Source organism: Psychrobacillus lasiicapitis, assembly GCF_006861795.1.
In the GTDB taxonomy this organism is placed as follows: Bacteria; Bacillota; Bacilli; order Bacillales_A; family Planococcaceae; genus Psychrobacillus; species Psychrobacillus lasiicapitis.
On the sequence record NZ_VDGH01000010.1, the window covers coordinates 27,691 to 45,496 of the forward strand.

Genomic DNA, 17,806 nt, shown 5'->3' on the forward strand with positions numbered 1-17,806 from the left:
AGTTGAAGGGAGTTACATATGAATTTATTACAAGCGATAGATCCGGTGGCTTTCTCATTAGGATCATTAGAAGTACGTTGGTACGGTATAATTATTGCGTTTGGCATAATAATAGCTTTTTTAGTAGCACAAAAAGAAATGGTGAAACGCGGATTTCATCCCGATTATTTAACTGATTTACTTATTTGGGCTGTACCCATCGCGATTATTAGTGCTCGAATTTATTATGTTATTTTTAAGTGGGATTTTTACGGACAGAATCCTGGCAAAATCATTGAGATTTGGAATGGTGGAATCGCGATTCACGGTGCTTTAATCGGTGCTTTTATCACGGCTTACATTTTTACGAAAAAGAGAGGTACTTCTTTTTGGAAAGTGACTGATATTGTTGCACCGAGTATTCTAATTGGACAAACAGTTGGACGCTGGGGAAATTTCATGAACCAAGAAGCACATGGTGGGGAAGTAACGAGAAGTTTTTTAGAAAATTTAAAGCTTCCTGAATGGATTATCAATCAAATGTATATTGATGGTAAGTATTATCATCCCACTTTTTTATATGAATCGGTTTGGAATTTAATAGGAGTTATCATCCTCATTCTTCTGCGTAAAGTAAATTTACGTCGCGGAGAAATGGTTCTATTTTATTTAACATGGTATTCAGTAGGTAGATTCTTTATTGAAGGAATGCGTACAGATAGCCTTTATTTAATAGGAGATTTACGCCAAGCTCAGGTTATTTCATTAGTAACGATTGCCATTGCAATTATTTTGTTTGTATATAGAAGAATGACGGTTAAACCTGTCGTTCGATATCAGGATAAGTAGAGAAAGAAGGGAATTGTGTGGGGACATTAAAAAGGGGGCTTTTAGCAGGTCTAAAAACTACATGGACATTAAGTAAGGTCATTTTTCCAATTACTTTAATCGTAGTTATTTTGCAATATACTCCTATTCTCCCATGGATAATCGATTTAATCTCGCCGTTTATGGGTCTACTTGGACTTAGAGGGGAGGCAGCTATTCCACTCGTTTTAGGAAATGCATTGAACCTCTATGCTGGTATAGCAGGAATTCTTTCGCTGGATCTAACGGTAAAAGAAGTGTTTATATTGGCAACGATGTTGTCCTTTTCACATAATATCTTTATCGAAACAGGCGTTGCACTTCGAGTAGGAGTAAAGCTTTGGGTTGTTTTAGTCGTTCGTTTTGGATTAGCTATTTTATCGGCGATGGTTATAAATTTAGTTTGGCAAGGTGGCGGAGAAATCGCCAAGTATGGTGCTATTGCCAGTGCAGAAAAAATTCCTGATGGTTGGGGAGAGATTATTTTGCTTGGCTTGCAAAAGGCGACTTTTGGTGTCTTGCAACTTGCACTAATTGTTATTCCTTTAATGATTATTATTCAAGTGTTAAAGGACCGTAATTATTTGCAGAAGTTTTCCGAGAAGATTGCTCCGTTTACGAAAGTTATCGGCATTCAGCAGAATGCTTCATTGACGCTTGTTGCAGGGCTTACCATTGGTCTTGCATATGGTGCTGGCGTTATGATACAAGCAGTGCAAGAGGATGGAGTAAGTAAAAAGGATGCAACACTTGCCTTTATCTTTTTAGTGGCATGTCATGCTGTAGTGGAAGACACGTTAATATTTCTACCATTGGGAGTCCCCATACTACCTTTATTTTTAATAAGATTAGCGACAGCATTTATATTGACGATAATTGTCGCTTATATTTGGCGTAGGGTGGAGCAAAGAAAACAAGAGGAAGTGGTAACGCTATGAAGGGAAAAGCCTATAAAGCATTATTATTTGATTTTGATGGAACATTATTAAACACGAATGATCTTATTATCGAAAGTTTTTTACATGTTTTAGGAGAAAGATTTCCTGGGAAATATGATAGAGATAGTGTTTTACCATTTCTCGGACCCACTTTGCATGAAACATTCCATTCTATCAATCCGGAACTAACGGAATCACTTATGGCCGCTTATCGTGAATGGAATGTTAAGCATCATGATGATATGGTCGTACCGTTTGATGGGGTTGTCGAAACTTTGTACAAATTAAAAGAAGAAGGCTACAAACTAGCGGTCGTATCGACAAAAAGAAGAGAAATGATTGATAGAGGGATTAACCTGATGAAATGTGAGAATTTATTTGACACAATCATTGGTTTAGACGATGTTAAAAATGCGAAGCCAGATCCCGAGCCAATCGAACTTGCGCTTGAAAGACTTGGTGTTGGAAAAGAAGATGCATTAATGATCGGTGATAATTTACATGATATCGTAGGTGGACAAAGAGCGGGAGTAGATACAGCTGCTGTCGCGTGGTCTGTGAAAGGAGAAGCTTTTTTAGCGACTTACCTACCAACTTATATGATTCATCATATAAGTGAGCTTCTCGAAATTGCCAAAGGGCAGACGGTATGAGGAGAACGGAAAGATATCCTGTAAGTGGGGCGAATTCGTTATGGCATGTATATGATACAGTTCCTTTTTGGAAAGTAGTGAAAAATTTTATTTTTATACAGGCAGCCAGATACTCTCCATTTTTAAGCTGGAAAAACTTTTTTTATCGTGTGTTTCTGAAAATGAAAGTTGGAAAAGAAACGTCTTTTGCCTTGATGGTGATGGTAGATGTCATGTTTCCAGAACGAATCAAAGTAGGGGATAACACGATAGTCGGTTATAATACAACGATATTAGCACATGAATATTTGATCGATGAGTACCGAATCGGTGATGTAATTATCGGAGATCGTGTGTTAATTGGTGCCAATTCCACAATCTTACCCGGTGTTACGATTGGAAATGACGCGGTCGTTTCTGCAGCGACTCTAGTGAATGCGGACGTTCCTGAAGGTTGTTTTGTCGGAGGCAATCCGATGCGTATTATTTATACGAAGGAACAGATGATGGAAAGAAATAATAAATAACAAACAAAGCTATTCTTCATATGGAGGATAGCTTTTTTCTATAGAGCAAATACATTGTTTTTCTTAATATTCTAAAAGGAACTAACGGATAGATTGACGAAAAGAGTAATATAGGATAAAATTTATATAATTTAACATATTAGTACTCTAGCATGGTGAAGTTAAATAAGGAGTGGTGAAATGGGTAAAATTCAAATGTTCGAGAAACCGCTAGGAATGAGAGATTCATTTCCGGAAGTAAACGAACAAAAAGAATATATACGTTCAACAGCAAGAAACTTTATACGAAACAAAGGTTATGATTTTATCAAAACACCTTCTGTTGAGTATTTTGAAACAATCGGAAAAGCTTCCGCAATTGATGAATCTTCTCTTTTTAAACTAGTAGACAATCAAGGAGAAACGCTTGTATTGCGTCCAGACATGACGACTCCTATTGCAAGAATTGCAGCATCGAAGCTACTAAAAGAAAAAAATCCGTTGCGTCTTGCTTATTATGCAAATGTTTTCCGAGCACAGCAACGAGAAGGTGGTCGTCCAGCAGAATTCGAACAGCTTGGACTAGAGCTAATCGGTGATTTTAGTGCATACGGAGATAGCGAAATTATTCATACGGCAGTCGAGCTTGTTAAGGCGCTTGGGGTAGAAAGCTTTCGGATTACGATAGGCCACGCCGGTCTATTAACAGCCTTTCTAACGAATAATACGGATACAGTGCATCAAGTAGACGCGCTAAGACAGCTATTAGTAGAAAAAAACTTCGTAGGTTTCGAGCAGGAGTTAGACAATCTAGGCTTATTACAAGAACAAAAAGAGAATCTTACAAAGCTAATAGATTATACGATTGACTTTAAAGTATTTGAAAACTTCCGAGCCTATTTAACGAATGAACAGCAATATTTGATCGATCAACTGGAGCAGTTTAAGCGCTTATTGGAACTTCAATTAAAAGATCCATCCATTGTCTCCTTCGATTTCTCTCTTGCTAGTCATATGAGTTATTACACAGGAATGTTATTTGAAATTTATGCGGCAGGAAGTGGTTTCCCAATTGGAAACGGTGGAAGATACGATGAATTGTTCAGGCAGTTTGATGAGCAAGTAGGGGCTACGGGATTTGGTATACGAGTAGACAGACTTTTGGAAGTGTTGCCGAAAAGGGATGTCGAAGAAAAGCATACGCTTCTTTTATTTACAGAAGGTGCCTATTTGAAGGCCAATGTGCTGGCAGAAGCAAGAAGAAACAATGCGGAACGGGTAACGCTTCAATATATAGAGAGTGTTTATGAGTTGGATGTGTATAAACAAAGTTTTGATGAAGTATTAATTGTCTCAGAAGGTGGTTCTTTACGTGAATGAGTTAACAATTGCAATGCCGAAAGGGCGTATTTTCGAAGAAGCATATGAATTATTTGTAGAAGCTGGGTTTGATCTTCCGAAAGAGATTAATGACTCTAGAAAGCTGATTGTCGAGGCTCCAGAGGAAAGAATACAATTTATACTAGCGAAGCCAATGGATGTTCCAGTTTATGTGGAGCATGGAGTTGCTGATATCGGTATCGCTGGAAAAGACGTGCTATTAGAGCAGCTACGCGATGTTCATGAATTACTCGACTTGCATATTAGTAATTGTTATATTGCAACAGCAGGATTACCCAATACGATGATGAACGAAATAGCACCAAGAGTTGCAACGAAATATCCTACAATTGCGACGAACTTTTATAAAGAAAAGGGAGAGCAAGTGGAAATTATTGAGTTAAATGGTTCTATTGAATTGGCGCCGATGATTGGATTAGCTGATCGCATCGTGGACATTGTTTCTACGGGCCAAACATTAAAAGAAAATGGCTTAGTCGAATATGAAAAAATTGTCGATATATCCTCTCGCTTAATTGTCAATCCTGTAAGCTACAGAGTGAAAAGTGAACGGATTCGTGCATTCGTTGCACAATTAAAAAACGAATTGATCAAAAGGTAGGGGAGCCCTATGAAAATAGAAAAGCTTACAAATGCAATTTCCTTGCAACGTTCTGTAGATCAAGCAAATGAAAATCACTTAGAGACGGTGCATGAGGTAATTGAGCAAGTGAAACAAAAGGGAGACAAAGCCCTTTTTGCTTATACAGAAAAATGGGACGGCGCAAAACTAGCTTCTTTACAAGTAACCAAAGAAGAAGTAGATGAGGCATACGCAAGCTTCGATCCACAATTGATTGAAGATTTAAAAGAAGCGGCTAACAATATCCGTTTATTTCACTCGCAGCAAGTACGACAAAATATAGATTTCCCACTAGCTAACAACTCTTATATTCAATATAAAATTTCGCCACTCGATGCAGTAGGGCTATATGTTCCAGGAGGCACTGCAGCGTATCCTTCTTCCGTATTGATGAATGCAATCCCAGCGCTTGTAGCAGGTGTGAAACGGGTAGTAATTGTATCGCCACCATCAAAAGATGGCAAGCTACCGGCCTCTGTATTAGTAGCGGCACGTATTGCAGGGGTGTCTGAAATCTATAAGGTCGGAGGAGCACAAGCAATTGCTGCTCTAGCTTACGGAACCGAAACGATTAAAGCGGTGGATAAAATTACAGGTCCAGGCAACAGCTTCGTGGCACTTGCGAAAAGAGAAGTATTTGGAAAAGTTGCGATCGATATGATTGCAGGACCAAGTGAAATAGCGGTACTTGCGGATGAAACGGCATATGCAGACGAGGTAGCTTCGGATTTATTGGCACAGGCGGAGCATGACCGTTTTGCTTGCTCCGTGCTTGTGACAACGAGTGAAAAATTAGCAGAGCAAGTTGCAATAGAAGTGGAAAAGCAATTGAAAGAACTTCCGAGAGAAGAAATAGCAAGAGCATCTATTGAGAATTTTGGATGTATTTATATTGCGGGGACATTAGAACAAGCTATAACCGCTATTAATGAGCTTGCACCGGAGCATTTAGAAATTATGACGGAGCATGCAGAAGCAATTTCCGAAAAAATCAATCATGCCGGCGCTATTTTTATCGGTAGATTTAGCAGTGAACCAGTTGGAGATTATTTTGCTGGTACCAATCATGTGTTACCTACTAATAGCACAGCACGCTTTTCAAGCGGACTTTGTGTCGATGATTTTGTAAAGAAAACGAGCGTTGTCTATTATTCAGAAGAAATGTGGCAAGCGCAATATCCAAAAATCGCACGCCTTGCAAGACTAGAACAATTAGAAGGTCATGCACGTTCGGTCGAATCGAGAAGTTGGGAGAAGGGGGATTTAAATTGACAAATAAAAGAACGGCAAAAATAGACAGAATGACAAATGAAACAAAAGTGTGGGTTGAAATAGATTTAGATGGAGAAGGAAAAGCGGAAATTGATACTGGCGTGCCATTTATGGATCATATGCTCGATCTATTTACAAAACATGGCTTATTTGACGCAACGATTAAAGCGAATGGCGATACACACATCGATGACCACCATACAACAGAAGATATTGGAATCGTACTTGGTCAAGCGGTAAAAGAAGCACTAGGAGACAAAAAAAGCATCAAACGTTACGGAAATGCATATGTCCCAATGGACGATGCATTAGCACAAGTCGTAATTGATATTTCTAATCGACCACACTTAGAATTTCGCGCTCAATTTCCTACGCAAAAAGTTGGGAATTTTGATACGGAGCTTGTGCATGAATTTTTATGGAAATTTGCACTGGAAGCACGCATGAATGTACATGTAATTGTACACTACGGAGTCAATACTCATCATATGATTGAAGCTATTTTCAAGGCACTAGCTCGTGCAATTGATGATGCGATTACAAAAGATGAACGAGTGAAAGGTGTACCTTCCACAAAAGGACTGCTTACATAAGAAAAGCGGAATCGCCTATGTCTGCCCTGACAGGCAAATGGGGACGGGGTAGGTCTGCCAAGTGCGCCACATCGTGTGGCAAGGCAGACATGACCCGCATCGTGCGGGCCCAGGAGGCAGCTCCCCAGCCACCACAAGCTATTTTGTTTGCGACGAGCTTGCGCAGGAGCAGCTTTTTCACATTTGACCACGAGGGGCAACGTTCTTCTGCGACGAGCTGTGCGCAGGAGCAAGGCGCTGAAGACTAGACAGATTAATAGGGGGAAATAAAATGACGTTCATTCAAGTCTATCCAGCAATTGATATGAAAGGCGGCAAATGTGTCCGTTTATATCAAGGAGATTATGAGCAAGAAACGATTTATGGTGATTCGCCATTTGATATGGCTAAAAAATTTGCAGATGAAGGAGCGACTTGGATTCATCTAGTCGATTTAGATGGCGCAAAAGATGGCGAAAAGATCCATGCCAATGAAGTGATTCGAATCGCTAAGGAGCTTCCTGTCAGTGTGCAAATTGGCGGGGGTATTCGTTCAAAGGAAGATGTCAGTTTTTATTTAACGAACGGAGTGACGCGTGTCATTATTGGAAGTCTTGCAATAGCAAAGCCAGAGCTAGTAGTAGAATTGCTAGAAGAGTTTGGCGGTGACCGAATCGTTATCGGGTTAGACGCAAAAGATGGCATGGTAGCGACTCATGGTTGGTTAGAGACATCCTCCCAATCTGCAATAGAAGTAGGTCAATATTTTGCTTCCAAAGGGGCTAAGCATGTTATTTTTACAGATATTGCAACCGATGGAACGCTTCAAGGGACAAATTTAAAAGCAAACAAAGAGCTTGCACAGGCAACAGGGTTATCCGTCATCGTTTCAGGTGGGATAAGCTCACTAGAAGATTTAGGAGAAGTAGCAAAACTGGCAAAGGATACGACAGTGCGTGGGGTTATTACAGGAAAAGCATTGTACAATAACCGGTTCACATTGACAGAAGCATTACAGGAGGTTACAAAATGGTAAAGAAAATTATTCCGTGTCTAGATGTGAAAGACGGGCGTGTTGTAAAAGGAATTCAATTCGTTGGGCTAAGAGACGCTGGAGATCCTGCAGAGTTAGCTGCATTCTATGATAAAGAAGGAGCAGATGAACTCGTATTTTTAGATATTTCGGCGTCTGTAGAAGGTCGCGATACGATGCTAGAAGCAGTGAAAAAAACAGCAGCTCAAATTTCTATCCCCTTGATCGTTGGTGGTGGAATTCGTACTACGGAGAATATGAAACAACTGCTAGATGCAGGGGCAAGCAAAGTATCTATTAATAGTGCAGCAATAAGCAATCCTGCTGTTATTACAGAAGGAGCAAAAACTTTCGGTTCCAATAAAATTATCGCTGCTATTGATGTGAAGTGGTCGGAAGAAGAGCAGGACTGGTTCGTATACACACATGGTGGTCAAAAAAGAACGGACTGGAAAGCGGTAGACTGGGCGATAGAAGTAGAGAAGCTTGGAGCAGGGGAAATATTACTGACAAGCATGGATCGTGACGGGGAAAAGGATGGCTATGATATCGAGATTACAAAACGAGTAAAGGAAGCTGTTTCTATTCCTATTACTGCCAGTGGTGGAGCTGGAAATGTCGAACATATATTAGCGGCTTTTACAGAAGCAAATGCGGATGCAGCGCTTGCAGCTTCCATTTTTCATTTCAAAGAAACGAGTGTAGCTGAAGTGAAAAATTACATACGTGAAAGAGGAGTCGAAGTGAAATGACCAACTTAAAATATGATGACAATGGACTTATCCCAGTAATTGTACAGCATGCCATAACACGAGAAGTATTAACGCTAGCTTACATGAACGAGGAATCGTATAACAAAACAGTAGAAACAAAAGAAACATGGTTCTTCAGCAGAAGTAGACAGGAATTATGGCATAAAGGAGAAACATCGGGAAATACACAAAAAGTAGTATCTATTCGGACGGACTGTGACTCAGATGCTTTAGTAGTAGAAGTTTTACCTACTGGGCCTGCCTGCCATACTGGTCAGGATACTTGCTTCCACAATAGTTTAGATAAGTTTGACGAGACTGTTGGTTACAATGTAGTCACTTCACTTATTAATACGATTAAGGAAAGACAGCAAACAATGCCAGAAGGGGCGTATACGACTTATCTATTTGAAAAAGGTGTAGATAAAATTTGTAAAAAAGTTGGGGAAGAGTCTGCAGAAGTTATTATTGCTTCTAAAAACAATGATGCAGAAGAGCTAAAATGGGAAGCTGCTGATCTAATTTATCACCTGCTCGTCCTCTTACAAAATCAACAAGTCAGCTTTTATGATTTGCTACAAGTACTGCAAAAAAGACATGAAGAGAAAGCCGATAAAAAATAATACTTTATGATATACTGAAGATTATACTAATAAGGAACGCTTTCGACGTTCCTTATTATTTTTCGGAGGATTATCTTGGATAAAAAAAGTAAAAAGGTTTTTAAGGAAAATATTATTTCATTTTTGCCTACGGGCGAATATTACTATAAAAAAGCTTTAGATGAGCTACAAAAAGAAAAGTATGAGAAAGCTCATAAATATTTAAAAAGAGCGATAGATTTAAGCCCTGATGACCCAGTTATTTTAATGCAATATGCCATTTTACAAATGGAATTAGATAAATTCGATGTAGCGCACGAACTTTTAAGACATGCTTATACAGTCAACCCAAGTGACCCAGAAATCGTTTTCTTTTTGGCAGAGGTGAATGCTCATATAGGAAATTTTATGGATGCAAATCGTTTTGCCAAAAAATATTTAGAGATGAATATAAATGGAGAATATACAGAGGATGCGATGGAAATAGTAGATTTCACGGAGCAGGAAGATGTTCTTTCTCTTCAAGTAGATGCACCGTCCTCTGAAGCTCTTTTTTTACAGGAAAAGTCTCGTCGGCTAATGGAACAAGGGAAATTTCCAGAAGCGGTTGAATTGCTAGAAGACATTATTACGCAATATCCTGATTTTTGGGCAGCATTTAATAATCTGGCGCTTGCCTATTTTTATATTGGGGAAGAAGAACAAGCAAAGGCGCTACTTCATGAAGTATTAAGGGAAAACAGAGGTAATATTCACGCGCTCTGTAATTTAGCCGTTATTTATTATTATGAAAAAAATACGGAAGAGCTAGAAGAAATCACTGAGTTTTTATCTAAAATTAATCCTTATTTCATCGAGCATCGTTATAAATTAGGTGCTACATTTGCACTTATCGGCAAATACGAACAAGCATTTAAATGGTTAAGAAGTTTGCAACGTAAAGGATTTGAAGGGGATCCTGGTTTTTATTTTTGGTTATCTCATTCCGCCTATTTTTCTGGACATGAAGAAGTGGCGAAAAGTGCTTGGAATACATTATTAAAATTAGATCCAGAAAAAGCAGGATTTGAACCTTGGTTACCACATATAAAAGATCTAGATGAATCGCAGATGGAGAACCAAAAAGAATTCATTTTAGAAAAGCTACAGAACCAACATGTGAGTGAGCGAATATTAGGTTTTTATCTGTTGGGAAAATCAGCGCATCGTCAAGAAATTATTTCCCATCCTAAATGGATAGTGGTAGAAGAATTGACGACCATGGAAAAATTATTTTTGGCGAATTCTTTAGGACATTCATTTAATGAAAAATCTGTAGCTGAGAAAGCTTTTTTAAGAGCCATTGCCGCTACCGATTTACTTTATGAAAAGCACAAGCCTTTAGAGCAATCGGCTACATTTTTATTTCAAATGTGGTTTGTCCTAGTGGAACGCGCATTAAAAAAGGCGTATGGCTTCAAAAATCCAAGAGCACTTGCGGCTGCTACGGAATATATGTTTGAATCTTCCAGAAAGAAAAATGTGACGAAAAAACAATATGCAGAAGAATACGGAATTACAACTTCTACTCTGACGAAATATGTAAATGAACTCATGCAATTTTTGCCATTATTCGACGCATAGGCATATAAGTTGAAGCAGTTATAAAAATCCTATAAATTGATGGTAGAAGCAATGTAGGAGGAATGTCAGATGACTGAAGAAAAAATTTATGATGTGATAATAATTGGAGCAGGTCCTGCAGGGATGACTGCCGCTGTTTATACTTCTCGTGCGAATCTTTCTACTTTAATGATAGAACGTGGTATTCCAGGTGGACAAATGGCGAATACAGAAGAGGTCGAAAACTATCCAGGTTTTGAAATGATACTAGGACCAGAGCTTTCGACAAAAATGTTTGAGCATGCGAAAAAATTCGGTGCAGAATATGCATATGGAGACGTATCTGAAATCGTGGATGGAGAAGTTTATAAAACAGTAAAAGTAAGTGGGAAAGAATATAAAGCACTTGCAGTTATTATTTCATCCGGAGCAGAGTATAAAAAAATGGGAATTCCCGGAGAAACAGAACTTGGTGGACGCGGTGTAAGTTATTGTGCAGTTTGTGATGGTGCATTCTTTAAAGGGAAAAACCTAGTAGTAGTAGGTGGAGGAGATTCCGCTGTTGAAGAGGGTGCATTTTTAACGAAATTTGCAAATAAAGTAACGATTGTTCACCGTCGTGATGCGTTACGTGCACAGAAAATTTTACAAGATCGAGCATTTGCAAACGAAAAAATCGACTTTATCTGGAATACAACATTAAAAGAAATTCACGGTAAAGAAGGTAAAGTAGGAAGCGTAACATTAGTTTCAACTGTAGATGGCTCTGAAAGAGAATTCGAAACAGATGGCGTTTTTGTATATGTCGGAATGCTTCCATTAACAAAACCATTTTCAAATTTAGGAATTTTAAACGAAAATGGATATATCGTAACGAACGAAAGAATGGAAACAGCTGTACCTGGAATTTTTGGCGCTGGAGATGTGCGTGATAAAATGCTTCGTCAAATTGTTACGGCTACTGGAGACGGAAGTATCGCTGCACAAGCGGCACAACATTATATTGAAAATGTAAAAGAAAAGACAGCGACGAACGCTTGATTTAATTATTTCTTAATCGATTTGTAACCTGCTTGAAACAATTATAGCGTATAGTTAGAAATATAAATTGACCCCCCTTTTTATATAAGAAATAGTTGAACAGGCTGTTTCGCGATTTTAATCGTGAAGCAGCCTCTTTTTGTGAAAATTAATGTATAATAAAATTATTAACACATGATAGATGTGGAGTGACAATTCGTGCAAAGAATCGCAAATTTACTAATATGCAAAGATGGCAAAGTTCTTTTATTAAAAAAGCCTAGGAGAAACTGGTACGTTGCTCCAGGCGGGAAGATGGAATCAGGAGAATCCATCCTAGTTTCTGCAATTCGAGAGTTTACCGAAGAAACAAATGCGAAACCTATTAGACCGCATTTAAAAGGAATTTACACGATGGTGATTGAAGAGGGTGGCAAACAAATTGATGAGTGGATGTTATTCACATTTGTTGCGAAGGATTTGGAAGGAACACCATTTCATGAAACAAGAGAAGGTCTTTTAGAATGGCATCCAGTAGAAGCTTTACACACGCTTCCAATGGCTGAAGGCGATCGAACAAATTTGTTATTTGCTGTGCAAGAAAAAGGTATGCAATATGGAACATTCGTTTACACACCTGATTTTTCATTGATAACAGAAACGATTCAGCAATCATCGGAGGGAGAAATAAACAATGGATAGTACGCAAAAGCCAGAAACTGAAGTGGTCATTATTACAGGAATGTCTGGAGCAGGTAAGACAGTTGCCATTCAGAGTTTTGAAGATCTTGGGTATTATTGTATTGATAATTTGCCACCAGAGCTTTTAAGTACATTCATTAAGCTAATGATCGATTCCAATAAACAACCTCGAAACATTGCAGCAGTTATGGACTTACGAGGAGGAGAAATGTTCCATTCTTTAGTGGAATCGGTCAATCAGCTGCAAGAAGCTACAACGATAACTCCAAAAGTATTATTTTTAGATGCAAAAGATGAAGTATTAGTTAGAAGATATAAAGAGACTAGACGCTCTCATCCACTAGCAGATTCTGGGCTACCACTAGATGGCATTAAAAAAGAACGAGAGTTACTTTCTGAGTTAAGAGGAAGAGCTCAATTTATCTATAATACTTCTACAATGAAACCCCGCCAGTTAAGGGAAAAAATACAAGATGAATTTTCGTCAAAAGGTAGTAAAGTATTTACTGTGAATATAATGTCTTTTGGATTTAAACATGGTATCCCGATTGATGCCGATCTAGTATTTGATGTTCGATTTCTTCCCAATCCGTTCTATATAGAAGAACTCAAGCCGAAATCAGGTCTAGATGAAGAGGTATCTAGCTATGTATTAAAATGGGCAGATACAAAGACATTAATCGAGAAGTTAACCGATTTGTTTTTGTTTATGATTCCCCAATATAAACGAGAAGGTAAAACGCAGCTAATCATTGCTTTTGGTTGTACTGGTGGACAACATCGTTCCGTTACTTTAGCTGAATACTTTGGTAAACTATTAAAAGCAGATGATAAAACGGTTATTACACATAGAGATGTAACGATAAGAAAGGAATGAAGGAATGGAGCGTACAAAACACCGTAAGAAAATAGTGATTATTGGTGGTGGTACGGGACTATCTACATTGCTTCGTGGTTTAAAGAAATTCCCACTCGACATTACAGCAATTGTCACTGTAGCAGATGATGGTGGAAGTTCTGGTCGATTACGGGATGATTATGATATTCCACCACCTGGAGATGTTCGGAATGTATTAGCGGCCCTTTCAGATGTAGAACCTTTAGTGGAAGAAATGTTCCAGTATCGTTTTTCTAAATCGGAAGAGCTGAATGGCCATTCTTTAGGAAACTTAATGCTGACAGCGTTAACTTCTATTACAGGTGATTTTGCTAATGCCATTAGTGAGATGAGCCGTGTATTAAAGGTTCATGGGAAGGTTCTTCCTGCAGCCAATCAAATAGTGACACTCCATGCACAATTTGAAGATCAGCAAATTGTAAGTGGAGAATCCAAAATTCCATCATATGGAAAGAAAATAGAGAAGGTCTTTATTTCGCCATCTGATGTGAAACCGTTACCAGAAACAATTAATACAATACGAGAAGCCGATATTATCGCAATTGGGCCTGGAAGCCTATATACTAGTATTTTACCGAATTTATTGGTGGAAGGTATAAAAGAGGCAATTATTTGTTCAAAAGCGAAGAAGGTTTATATTTGTAATTTAATGACACAGGCCGGGGAAACGAGTGACTATACTGCATACGATCATGTTCATGCTTTAATCGATCATGTTGGTGAAAATTTCTTAGATGCGGTATTGATAAGTAATGAAGAGATCCCTGAAAATGTACAATATTTATACAAGAAAGAAAAAGCATCACCTGTCAAAATAGATATAGAGCAACTAGAAACATTAAACTTAGAAGTTGTGAAAAAAGACATTTCCATCGTCCATAGTGGCGCAGTGCGTCATGACGCGATGAAAGTAGCGGAATGGCTAGTAGAATATGCATAAATGATTATAGTTGAATTCTCAACAAGTGAGCGTAATCATTAGCAAGAAAGGGGGAAACGGATTATGTCGTTTGCTTCTGAAACAAAAAAAGAAATGACGCAAGAAGAGTCCAAACCATGTTGTGCAAAAGCTGAACTATCAGCACTTATTCGAATGAACGGATCGCTTTCATTTAGCAATAAATCGCTTAGTTTAGATGTACAAACTGAAAATGCAGCTATTGCTAGAAGATTGTACACACTGATAAAATCGTTATATCCATATCAAGTAGAATTGCTTGTTCGAAAAAAAATGAGATTGAAAAAAAATAATGTTTATATTTGTCGTATCCGAGATGGAGCGAAAGAGTTATTAGAGGATTTACAAATATTGAAGGACCATTTTCAATTTGAATATTCTATTTCAAAAGAGTTAGTGAAAAAGAATTGCTGTAAGCGCGCTTATTTAAGAGGTGCGTTTTTAGCTGGAGGTTCTGTTAATAATCCGGAAACGTCTTCTTATCATTTAGAAATTTATTCGTTATACAAAACGCATAGTGACGCACTAGTAGATTTGATGAATGGATTTGAGTTGAATGCGAAAACGATTGAACGGAAAAAGGGCTTTGTTGCCTATTTAAAGGAAGCGGAAAAGATTTCTGACTTCTTAAGCATCGCAGGAGCCCACAGTGCCTTATTGAAATTTGAGGATGTCCGCATTATAAGAGATATGCGAAATAGCGTGAATCGTTTAGTTAACTGTGAAACGGCTAATCTAAATAAAACGATCAGTGCAGCTATTCGCCAAGTAGAGAATATACGATATATAGAAAGCTCTATCGGTCTCGACCAATTACCAGACAAACTTAGAGAAATTGCACGTTTACGTGTAGAATATCAAGATGTAACATTAAAAGAATTAGGGGAAATGGTTTCCACTGGAAATGTTAGTAAATCCGGTATTAACCATCGATTACGAAAAATAGATGAAATCGCAGATGCACTTCGTAGAGGCGAAACAATTTAGTGAAATGGAGCGTATATTGATGACAGAAAAACAAGTCCAAGTGAAATTACCATCGGGATTACAAGCAAGACAAGCAGCGTTATTTGTACAAGAGGCTAATCGTTATATTGCGGATGTATACTTAGAAAAAGATGAGAAAAAAGTAAATGCTAAAAGTATTATGGGCATCATGAGCTTAGCAATAAGCAAAGGAATTACTGTAAACTTAAGCGCAGAAGGCTCCGACGAGGAAGAAGCGGTAGAAACATTAGCAAAATTTATTGCGCACGAGGAATAATAGAAAAGGGCTGTCCCATTCGGTCAATTTGGACTCGGGGATGGCTTTTTTTGTGTCTTAAATACCGAAAGCAACCAATTCAGCGTGAGAGCAACCAAATAGTCATTGAAAGCAACTAATTCACAAAAATGCAGGTTTACTTGGAGTGAGACGCCGATGGTTGCGGCTTGTTTTCTGTATAGGTTGCGAGTATCTAAATTGTACTTTGCCGCATCAGAGGATTTATGTTTCACCCAATAAAAATACCCAAGGAAAGTAAATTTCCTTGGGTACAATTTTTATTATGATTTTTTCATTTCACTGCGTTCGATGATGTGGTCGATTAAACCATATTCTTTTGCACGTTCAGCAGTCATGAAGTTATCGCGATCTGTGTCTCTAGCAATTATTTCGATTGGTTGACCTGTGCGTTCCGAAATAATTGTATTTAATTTATCGCGTAAGAATAAAATGCGTTTTGCAGCAATTTCGATTTCTGTTGCTTGCCCTTGTGCTCCACCAAGTGGTTGGTGAATCATTACTTCTGCATTTGGAAGCGCATAGCGTTTTCCTGGTGTTCCAGCTGTAAGAAGGAATGCTCCCATTGAAGCAGCCATACCGATACAAATTGTTTGAACATCTGGTTTGATGAACTGCATAGTATCGTAGATTGCCATACCAGCTGTGATGCTACCGCCTGGGCTGTTAATGTAGATAGAAATATCTTTATCTGGATCTTCCGCTTCTAAAAATAGAAGCTGTGCAACGATTGAGTTAGCTACATTGTCATCAATGCCGCTTCCAAGCATAATAATTCGGTCTTTTAATAATCGTGAATAAATATCATACGCACGTTCTCCACGATTTGTTTGTTCGATTACTGTAGGAATTAAATTCATCCTGATTGCCTCCTTCAAAGGTGGTATTGTCTATTATTGATTACTGAAAAGTATATCTCAGCTGTAACTTTATCATACACATTAAGGTCAAGGAAGGTCAAATATTAAGCACTAAAAAGTTAAGTTGAAATATTTATAAATCATTTGTATAATAGATTAGTCGCTTGCCTCCGTAGTTTAATGGATATGACGTAAGATTCCGGTTCTTGAGATGGGGGTTCGATTCCCTCCGGGGGCGTATTATTTTAAAAAGTGCAAGACATCAACACCTGAAGTTAGTTACCACGCTTCAGGTGTTTTTTCTATTCATTTTTCATCCGACGTTCATAAGAGACCGCATAGGCATCATGACGAAAATGAAGAATAGGATCTGCAGTGAGCTCAATTCCTTCTGTCACTATAGTCGGATCAAACAAAATAGGCTCATTTGGAAACAGAGCTTTGTTCAATGTTAATTGACCAACTACTATTTGTTGCCTGTCTTCTGACCAATCAACTGTTGGGTCATCAGTAGCGTCATCCTTTGTGCCTAAACGAATGACTAGGTTAAAAGAAACCGGTCCATTTTTTAATCTTTCGTGAAGGTCTTCCTCAAGATAATCGGGAGAGGTTATTTTTGCTGCTGGTTGCTCTAGCCATGCTTCTTTTTCTTGTACAGGCTGCCACTCATATTTGATCGCTTGGCGTTTTCCATCTTGATTGACAAAATAGAAAGCGTGTATTGGGTAATAGTGGAGCAGCGCATAGCTTATGGGTGGCTGTTTAAATTGTTCCTGCAGGGCAAGCAAGATATTTTTTCGCTCTGGGTACTTTTTAATAATATTCAGCACACCTATTCCTAAATCCACTTTATCCATACCAGTTTTAGTTGCCGTCAAAATTTTCAACATATCTATAAAGGTTTTTGGATCTTTTGTTATGAAAATAGGTATGGTGGTGCTAATTAGATGACTTGCTGTTCCATCAGGCAAATGAAATTGCACAGACATCCCTTTAAAAGGTGAAAGAAAATCCGAAGCGGTCGGGTTTGGCGGACTGTTGGAAAACCGGACAGTTGCAGAAACCGCTTCCTTTTGCAAATGTGCAGCTGTTGTATAGGCTATGGCATTCCCATTAGGTCTAAACGTTGCCTCGAAAAACAACCCTTTCGCATGTGCGCGACGTGCTCCCGGAAACCTACCTTGAATCTTTTCCAGTGTGTCAATTGCATCTGTTGGCATGGAATCACCCGTATTGTTCATACTATTCATGTGAATCACCTCCGATTATTGATCGGTCTATTCATCCTTACCCTAAATTTTTTATATT

20 protein-coding genes and 1 tRNA gene are annotated in these 17,806 nt (G+C 38.4%); 19 read left to right on the forward strand and 2 right to left on the reverse strand.

Features of this window, described 5'->3' with window-relative positions:
- Positions 1–18: 18 nt before the first annotated feature.
- From lgt to FG382_RS16450, 18 genes are all read left to right on the forward strand, one after another.
- Positions 19–828, forward strand: a complete 810-nt coding sequence (lgt, locus tag FG382_RS16365; RefSeq protein WP_142539970.1) for a prolipoprotein diacylglyceryl transferase — start codon at positions 19–21, stop codon at positions 826–828.
- Positions 829–845: 17 nt separating this feature from the next.
- Positions 846–1,784 carry a nucleoside recognition domain-containing protein gene (locus FG382_RS16370; RefSeq protein ID WP_142539971.1) on the forward strand — a complete coding sequence of 313 codons (939 nt, stop codon included), beginning with the start codon at positions 846–848 and terminating at the stop codon, positions 1,782–1,784.
- A complete protein-coding gene (gene ppaX, locus FG382_RS16375) occupies positions 1,781–2,437 on the forward strand; it encodes a pyrophosphatase PpaX (protein ID WP_142539972.1) in 657 nt (218 codons plus the stop codon). Before FG382_RS16370 ends, ppaX begins: the two co-directional genes overlap by 4 nt.
- A complete protein-coding gene (locus tag FG382_RS16380; RefSeq protein WP_142539973.1) occupies positions 2,434–2,943 on the forward strand; it encodes an acyltransferase in 510 nt (169 codons plus the stop codon). The genes ppaX and FG382_RS16380 overlap by 4 nt, the downstream gene beginning before the upstream one ends.
- 180 nt (positions 2,944–3,123) lie before the next feature.
- Positions 3,124–4,302: an ATP phosphoribosyltransferase regulatory subunit gene (locus FG382_RS16385; RefSeq protein WP_142539974.1), complete on the forward strand. Its 1,179-nt coding sequence runs from the start codon at positions 3,124–3,126 to the stop codon at positions 4,300–4,302.
- Positions 4,295–4,924, forward strand: a complete 630-nt coding sequence (gene hisG, locus FG382_RS16390) for an ATP phosphoribosyltransferase (protein ID WP_142539975.1) — start codon at positions 4,295–4,297, stop codon at positions 4,922–4,924. Before FG382_RS16385 ends, hisG begins: the two co-directional genes overlap by 8 nt.
- A gap of 9 nt (positions 4,925–4,933) precedes the next feature.
- Positions 4,934–6,217: a histidinol dehydrogenase gene (hisD, locus tag FG382_RS16395; protein WP_142539976.1), complete on the forward strand. Its 1,284-nt coding sequence runs from the start codon at positions 4,934–4,936 to the stop codon at positions 6,215–6,217.
- Complete coding sequence (gene hisB / locus FG382_RS16400; RefSeq protein WP_268238279.1) at positions 6,214–6,810, forward strand: imidazoleglycerol-phosphate dehydratase HisB; 597 nt, start codon at positions 6,214–6,216, stop codon at positions 6,808–6,810. Before hisD ends, hisB begins: the two co-directional genes overlap by 4 nt.
- Positions 6,811–7,081: 271 nt before the next feature.
- Positions 7,082–7,825, forward strand: coding sequence for a 1-(5-phosphoribosyl)-5-[(5-phosphoribosylamino)methylideneamino]imidazole-4-carboxamide isomerase (hisA, locus tag FG382_RS16405; RefSeq protein WP_142539977.1), 744 nt, complete (start codon positions 7,082–7,084; stop codon positions 7,823–7,825).
- Complete coding sequence (hisF, locus tag FG382_RS16410; protein ID WP_142539978.1) at positions 7,819–8,574, forward strand: imidazole glycerol phosphate synthase subunit HisF; 756 nt, start codon at positions 7,819–7,821, stop codon at positions 8,572–8,574. Before hisA ends, hisF begins: the two co-directional genes overlap by 7 nt.
- Positions 8,571–9,197 carry a bifunctional phosphoribosyl-AMP cyclohydrolase/phosphoribosyl-ATP diphosphatase HisIE gene (hisIE, locus tag FG382_RS16415; RefSeq protein WP_142539979.1) on the forward strand — a complete coding sequence of 209 codons (627 nt, stop codon included), beginning with the start codon at positions 8,571–8,573 and terminating at the stop codon, positions 9,195–9,197. The genes hisF and hisIE overlap by 4 nt, the downstream gene beginning before the upstream one ends.
- A 75-nt stretch (positions 9,198–9,272) precedes the next feature.
- Positions 9,273–10,799: a tetratricopeptide repeat protein gene (locus FG382_RS16420; RefSeq protein ID WP_142539980.1), complete on the forward strand. Its 1,527-nt coding sequence runs from the start codon at positions 9,273–9,275 to the stop codon at positions 10,797–10,799.
- Positions 10,800–10,868: 69 nt separating this feature from the next.
- The gene (gene trxB, locus FG382_RS16425) at positions 10,869–11,819 is read left to right on the forward strand and encodes a thioredoxin-disulfide reductase (protein ID WP_142539981.1); all 951 of its coding nucleotides are present in this window, start codon (positions 10,869–10,871) and stop codon (positions 11,817–11,819) included.
- Positions 11,820–12,017: 198 nt separating this feature from the next.
- Positions 12,018–12,500 (forward strand): NUDIX domain-containing protein, encoded by a 483-nt coding sequence (locus FG382_RS16430; RefSeq protein WP_142539982.1) that lies wholly within the window; start codon positions 12,018–12,020, stop codon positions 12,498–12,500.
- Positions 12,493–13,377, forward strand: a complete 885-nt coding sequence (gene rapZ, locus FG382_RS16435) for an RNase adapter RapZ (protein ID WP_142539983.1) — start codon at positions 12,493–12,495, stop codon at positions 13,375–13,377. The genes FG382_RS16430 and rapZ overlap by 8 nt, the downstream gene beginning before the upstream one ends.
- A 4-nt stretch (positions 13,378–13,381) precedes the next feature.
- Positions 13,382–14,338: a gluconeogenesis factor YvcK family protein gene (locus FG382_RS16440; protein ID WP_142539984.1), complete on the forward strand. Its 957-nt coding sequence runs from the start codon at positions 13,382–13,384 to the stop codon at positions 14,336–14,338.
- A gap of 63 nt (positions 14,339–14,401) precedes the next feature.
- Entirely contained in the window at positions 14,402–15,343 is a 942-nt protein-coding gene (gene whiA / locus FG382_RS16445; protein ID WP_142539985.1) for a DNA-binding protein WhiA, read from the forward strand.
- A gap of 19 nt (positions 15,344–15,362) precedes the next feature.
- Complete coding sequence (locus FG382_RS16450; RefSeq protein ID WP_142539986.1) at positions 15,363–15,620, forward strand: HPr family phosphocarrier protein; 258 nt, start codon at positions 15,363–15,365, stop codon at positions 15,618–15,620.
- 281 nt (positions 15,621–15,901) lie between these two features.
- Here FG382_RS16450 and clpP read toward each other — a convergent pair whose 3' ends face one another.
- On the reverse strand, positions 15,902–16,498 hold the full coding sequence (gene clpP / locus FG382_RS16455) for an ATP-dependent Clp endopeptidase proteolytic subunit ClpP (RefSeq protein ID WP_142539987.1): 597 nt from the start codon (positions 16,496–16,498) through the stop codon (positions 15,902–15,904).
- 166 nt (positions 16,499–16,664) lie between these two features.
- On the opposite strand from clpP, the gene FG382_RS16460 reads away from it, so the two are divergent.
- Positions 16,665–16,736: transfer RNA gene (locus FG382_RS16460), tRNA-Arg, on the forward strand.
- 64 nt (positions 16,737–16,800) lie between these two features.
- On the opposite strand, the gene FG382_RS16465 is transcribed toward FG382_RS16460, so the two are convergent.
- Positions 16,801–17,748, reverse strand: a complete 948-nt coding sequence (locus FG382_RS16465; protein ID WP_142539988.1) for a catalase family peroxidase — start codon at positions 17,746–17,748, stop codon at positions 16,801–16,803.
- Positions 17,749–17,806 lie beyond the last annotated feature (58 nt).

Excerpts from the sequence above, each read along its gene's own strand:
- lgt (WP_142539970.1), top strand. The coding sequence starts at position 19 with ATGAATTTATTACAAGCGATAGATCCGGTGGCTTTCTCATTAGGATCA.
- ppaX (WP_142539972.1), top strand. The coding sequence starts at position 1,781 with ATGAAGGGAAAAGCCTATAAAGCATTATTATTTGATTTTGATGGAACA.
- FG382_RS16380 (WP_142539973.1), top strand. The coding sequence starts at position 2,434 with ATGAGGAGAACGGAAAGATATCCTGTAAGTGGGGCGAATTCGTTATGG.
- FG382_RS16385 (WP_142539974.1), top strand. The coding sequence starts at position 3,124 with ATGGGTAAAATTCAAATGTTCGAGAAACCGCTAGGAATGAGAGATTCA.
- hisD (WP_142539976.1), top strand. The coding sequence starts at position 4,934 with ATGAAAATAGAAAAGCTTACAAATGCAATTTCCTTGCAACGTTCTGTA.
- hisA (WP_142539977.1), top strand. The coding sequence starts at position 7,082 with ATGACGTTCATTCAAGTCTATCCAGCAATTGATATGAAAGGCGGCAAA.
- hisF (WP_142539978.1), top strand. The coding sequence starts at position 7,819 with ATGGTAAAGAAAATTATTCCGTGTCTAGATGTGAAAGACGGGCGTGTT.
- hisIE (WP_142539979.1), top strand. The coding sequence starts at position 8,571 with ATGACCAACTTAAAATATGATGACAATGGACTTATCCCAGTAATTGTA.
- trxB (WP_142539981.1), top strand. The coding sequence starts at position 10,869 with ATGACTGAAGAAAAAATTTATGATGTGATAATAATTGGAGCAGGTCCT.
- rapZ (WP_142539983.1), top strand. The coding sequence starts at position 12,493 with ATGGATAGTACGCAAAAGCCAGAAACTGAAGTGGTCATTATTACAGGA.
- FG382_RS16440 (WP_142539984.1), top strand. The coding sequence starts at position 13,382 with ATGGAGCGTACAAAACACCGTAAGAAAATAGTGATTATTGGTGGTGGT.
- whiA (WP_142539985.1), top strand. The coding sequence starts at position 14,402 with ATGTCGTTTGCTTCTGAAACAAAAAAAGAAATGACGCAAGAAGAGTCC.
- FG382_RS16450 (WP_142539986.1), top strand. The coding sequence starts at position 15,363 with ATGACAGAAAAACAAGTCCAAGTGAAATTACCATCGGGATTACAAGCA.
- clpP (WP_142539987.1), bottom strand. The coding sequence starts at position 16,498 with ATGAATTTAATTCCTACAGTAATCGAACAAACAAATCGTGGAGAACGT.
- FG382_RS16465 (WP_142539988.1), bottom strand. The coding sequence starts at position 17,748 with ATGAATAGTATGAACAATACGGGTGATTCCATGCCAACAGATGCAATT.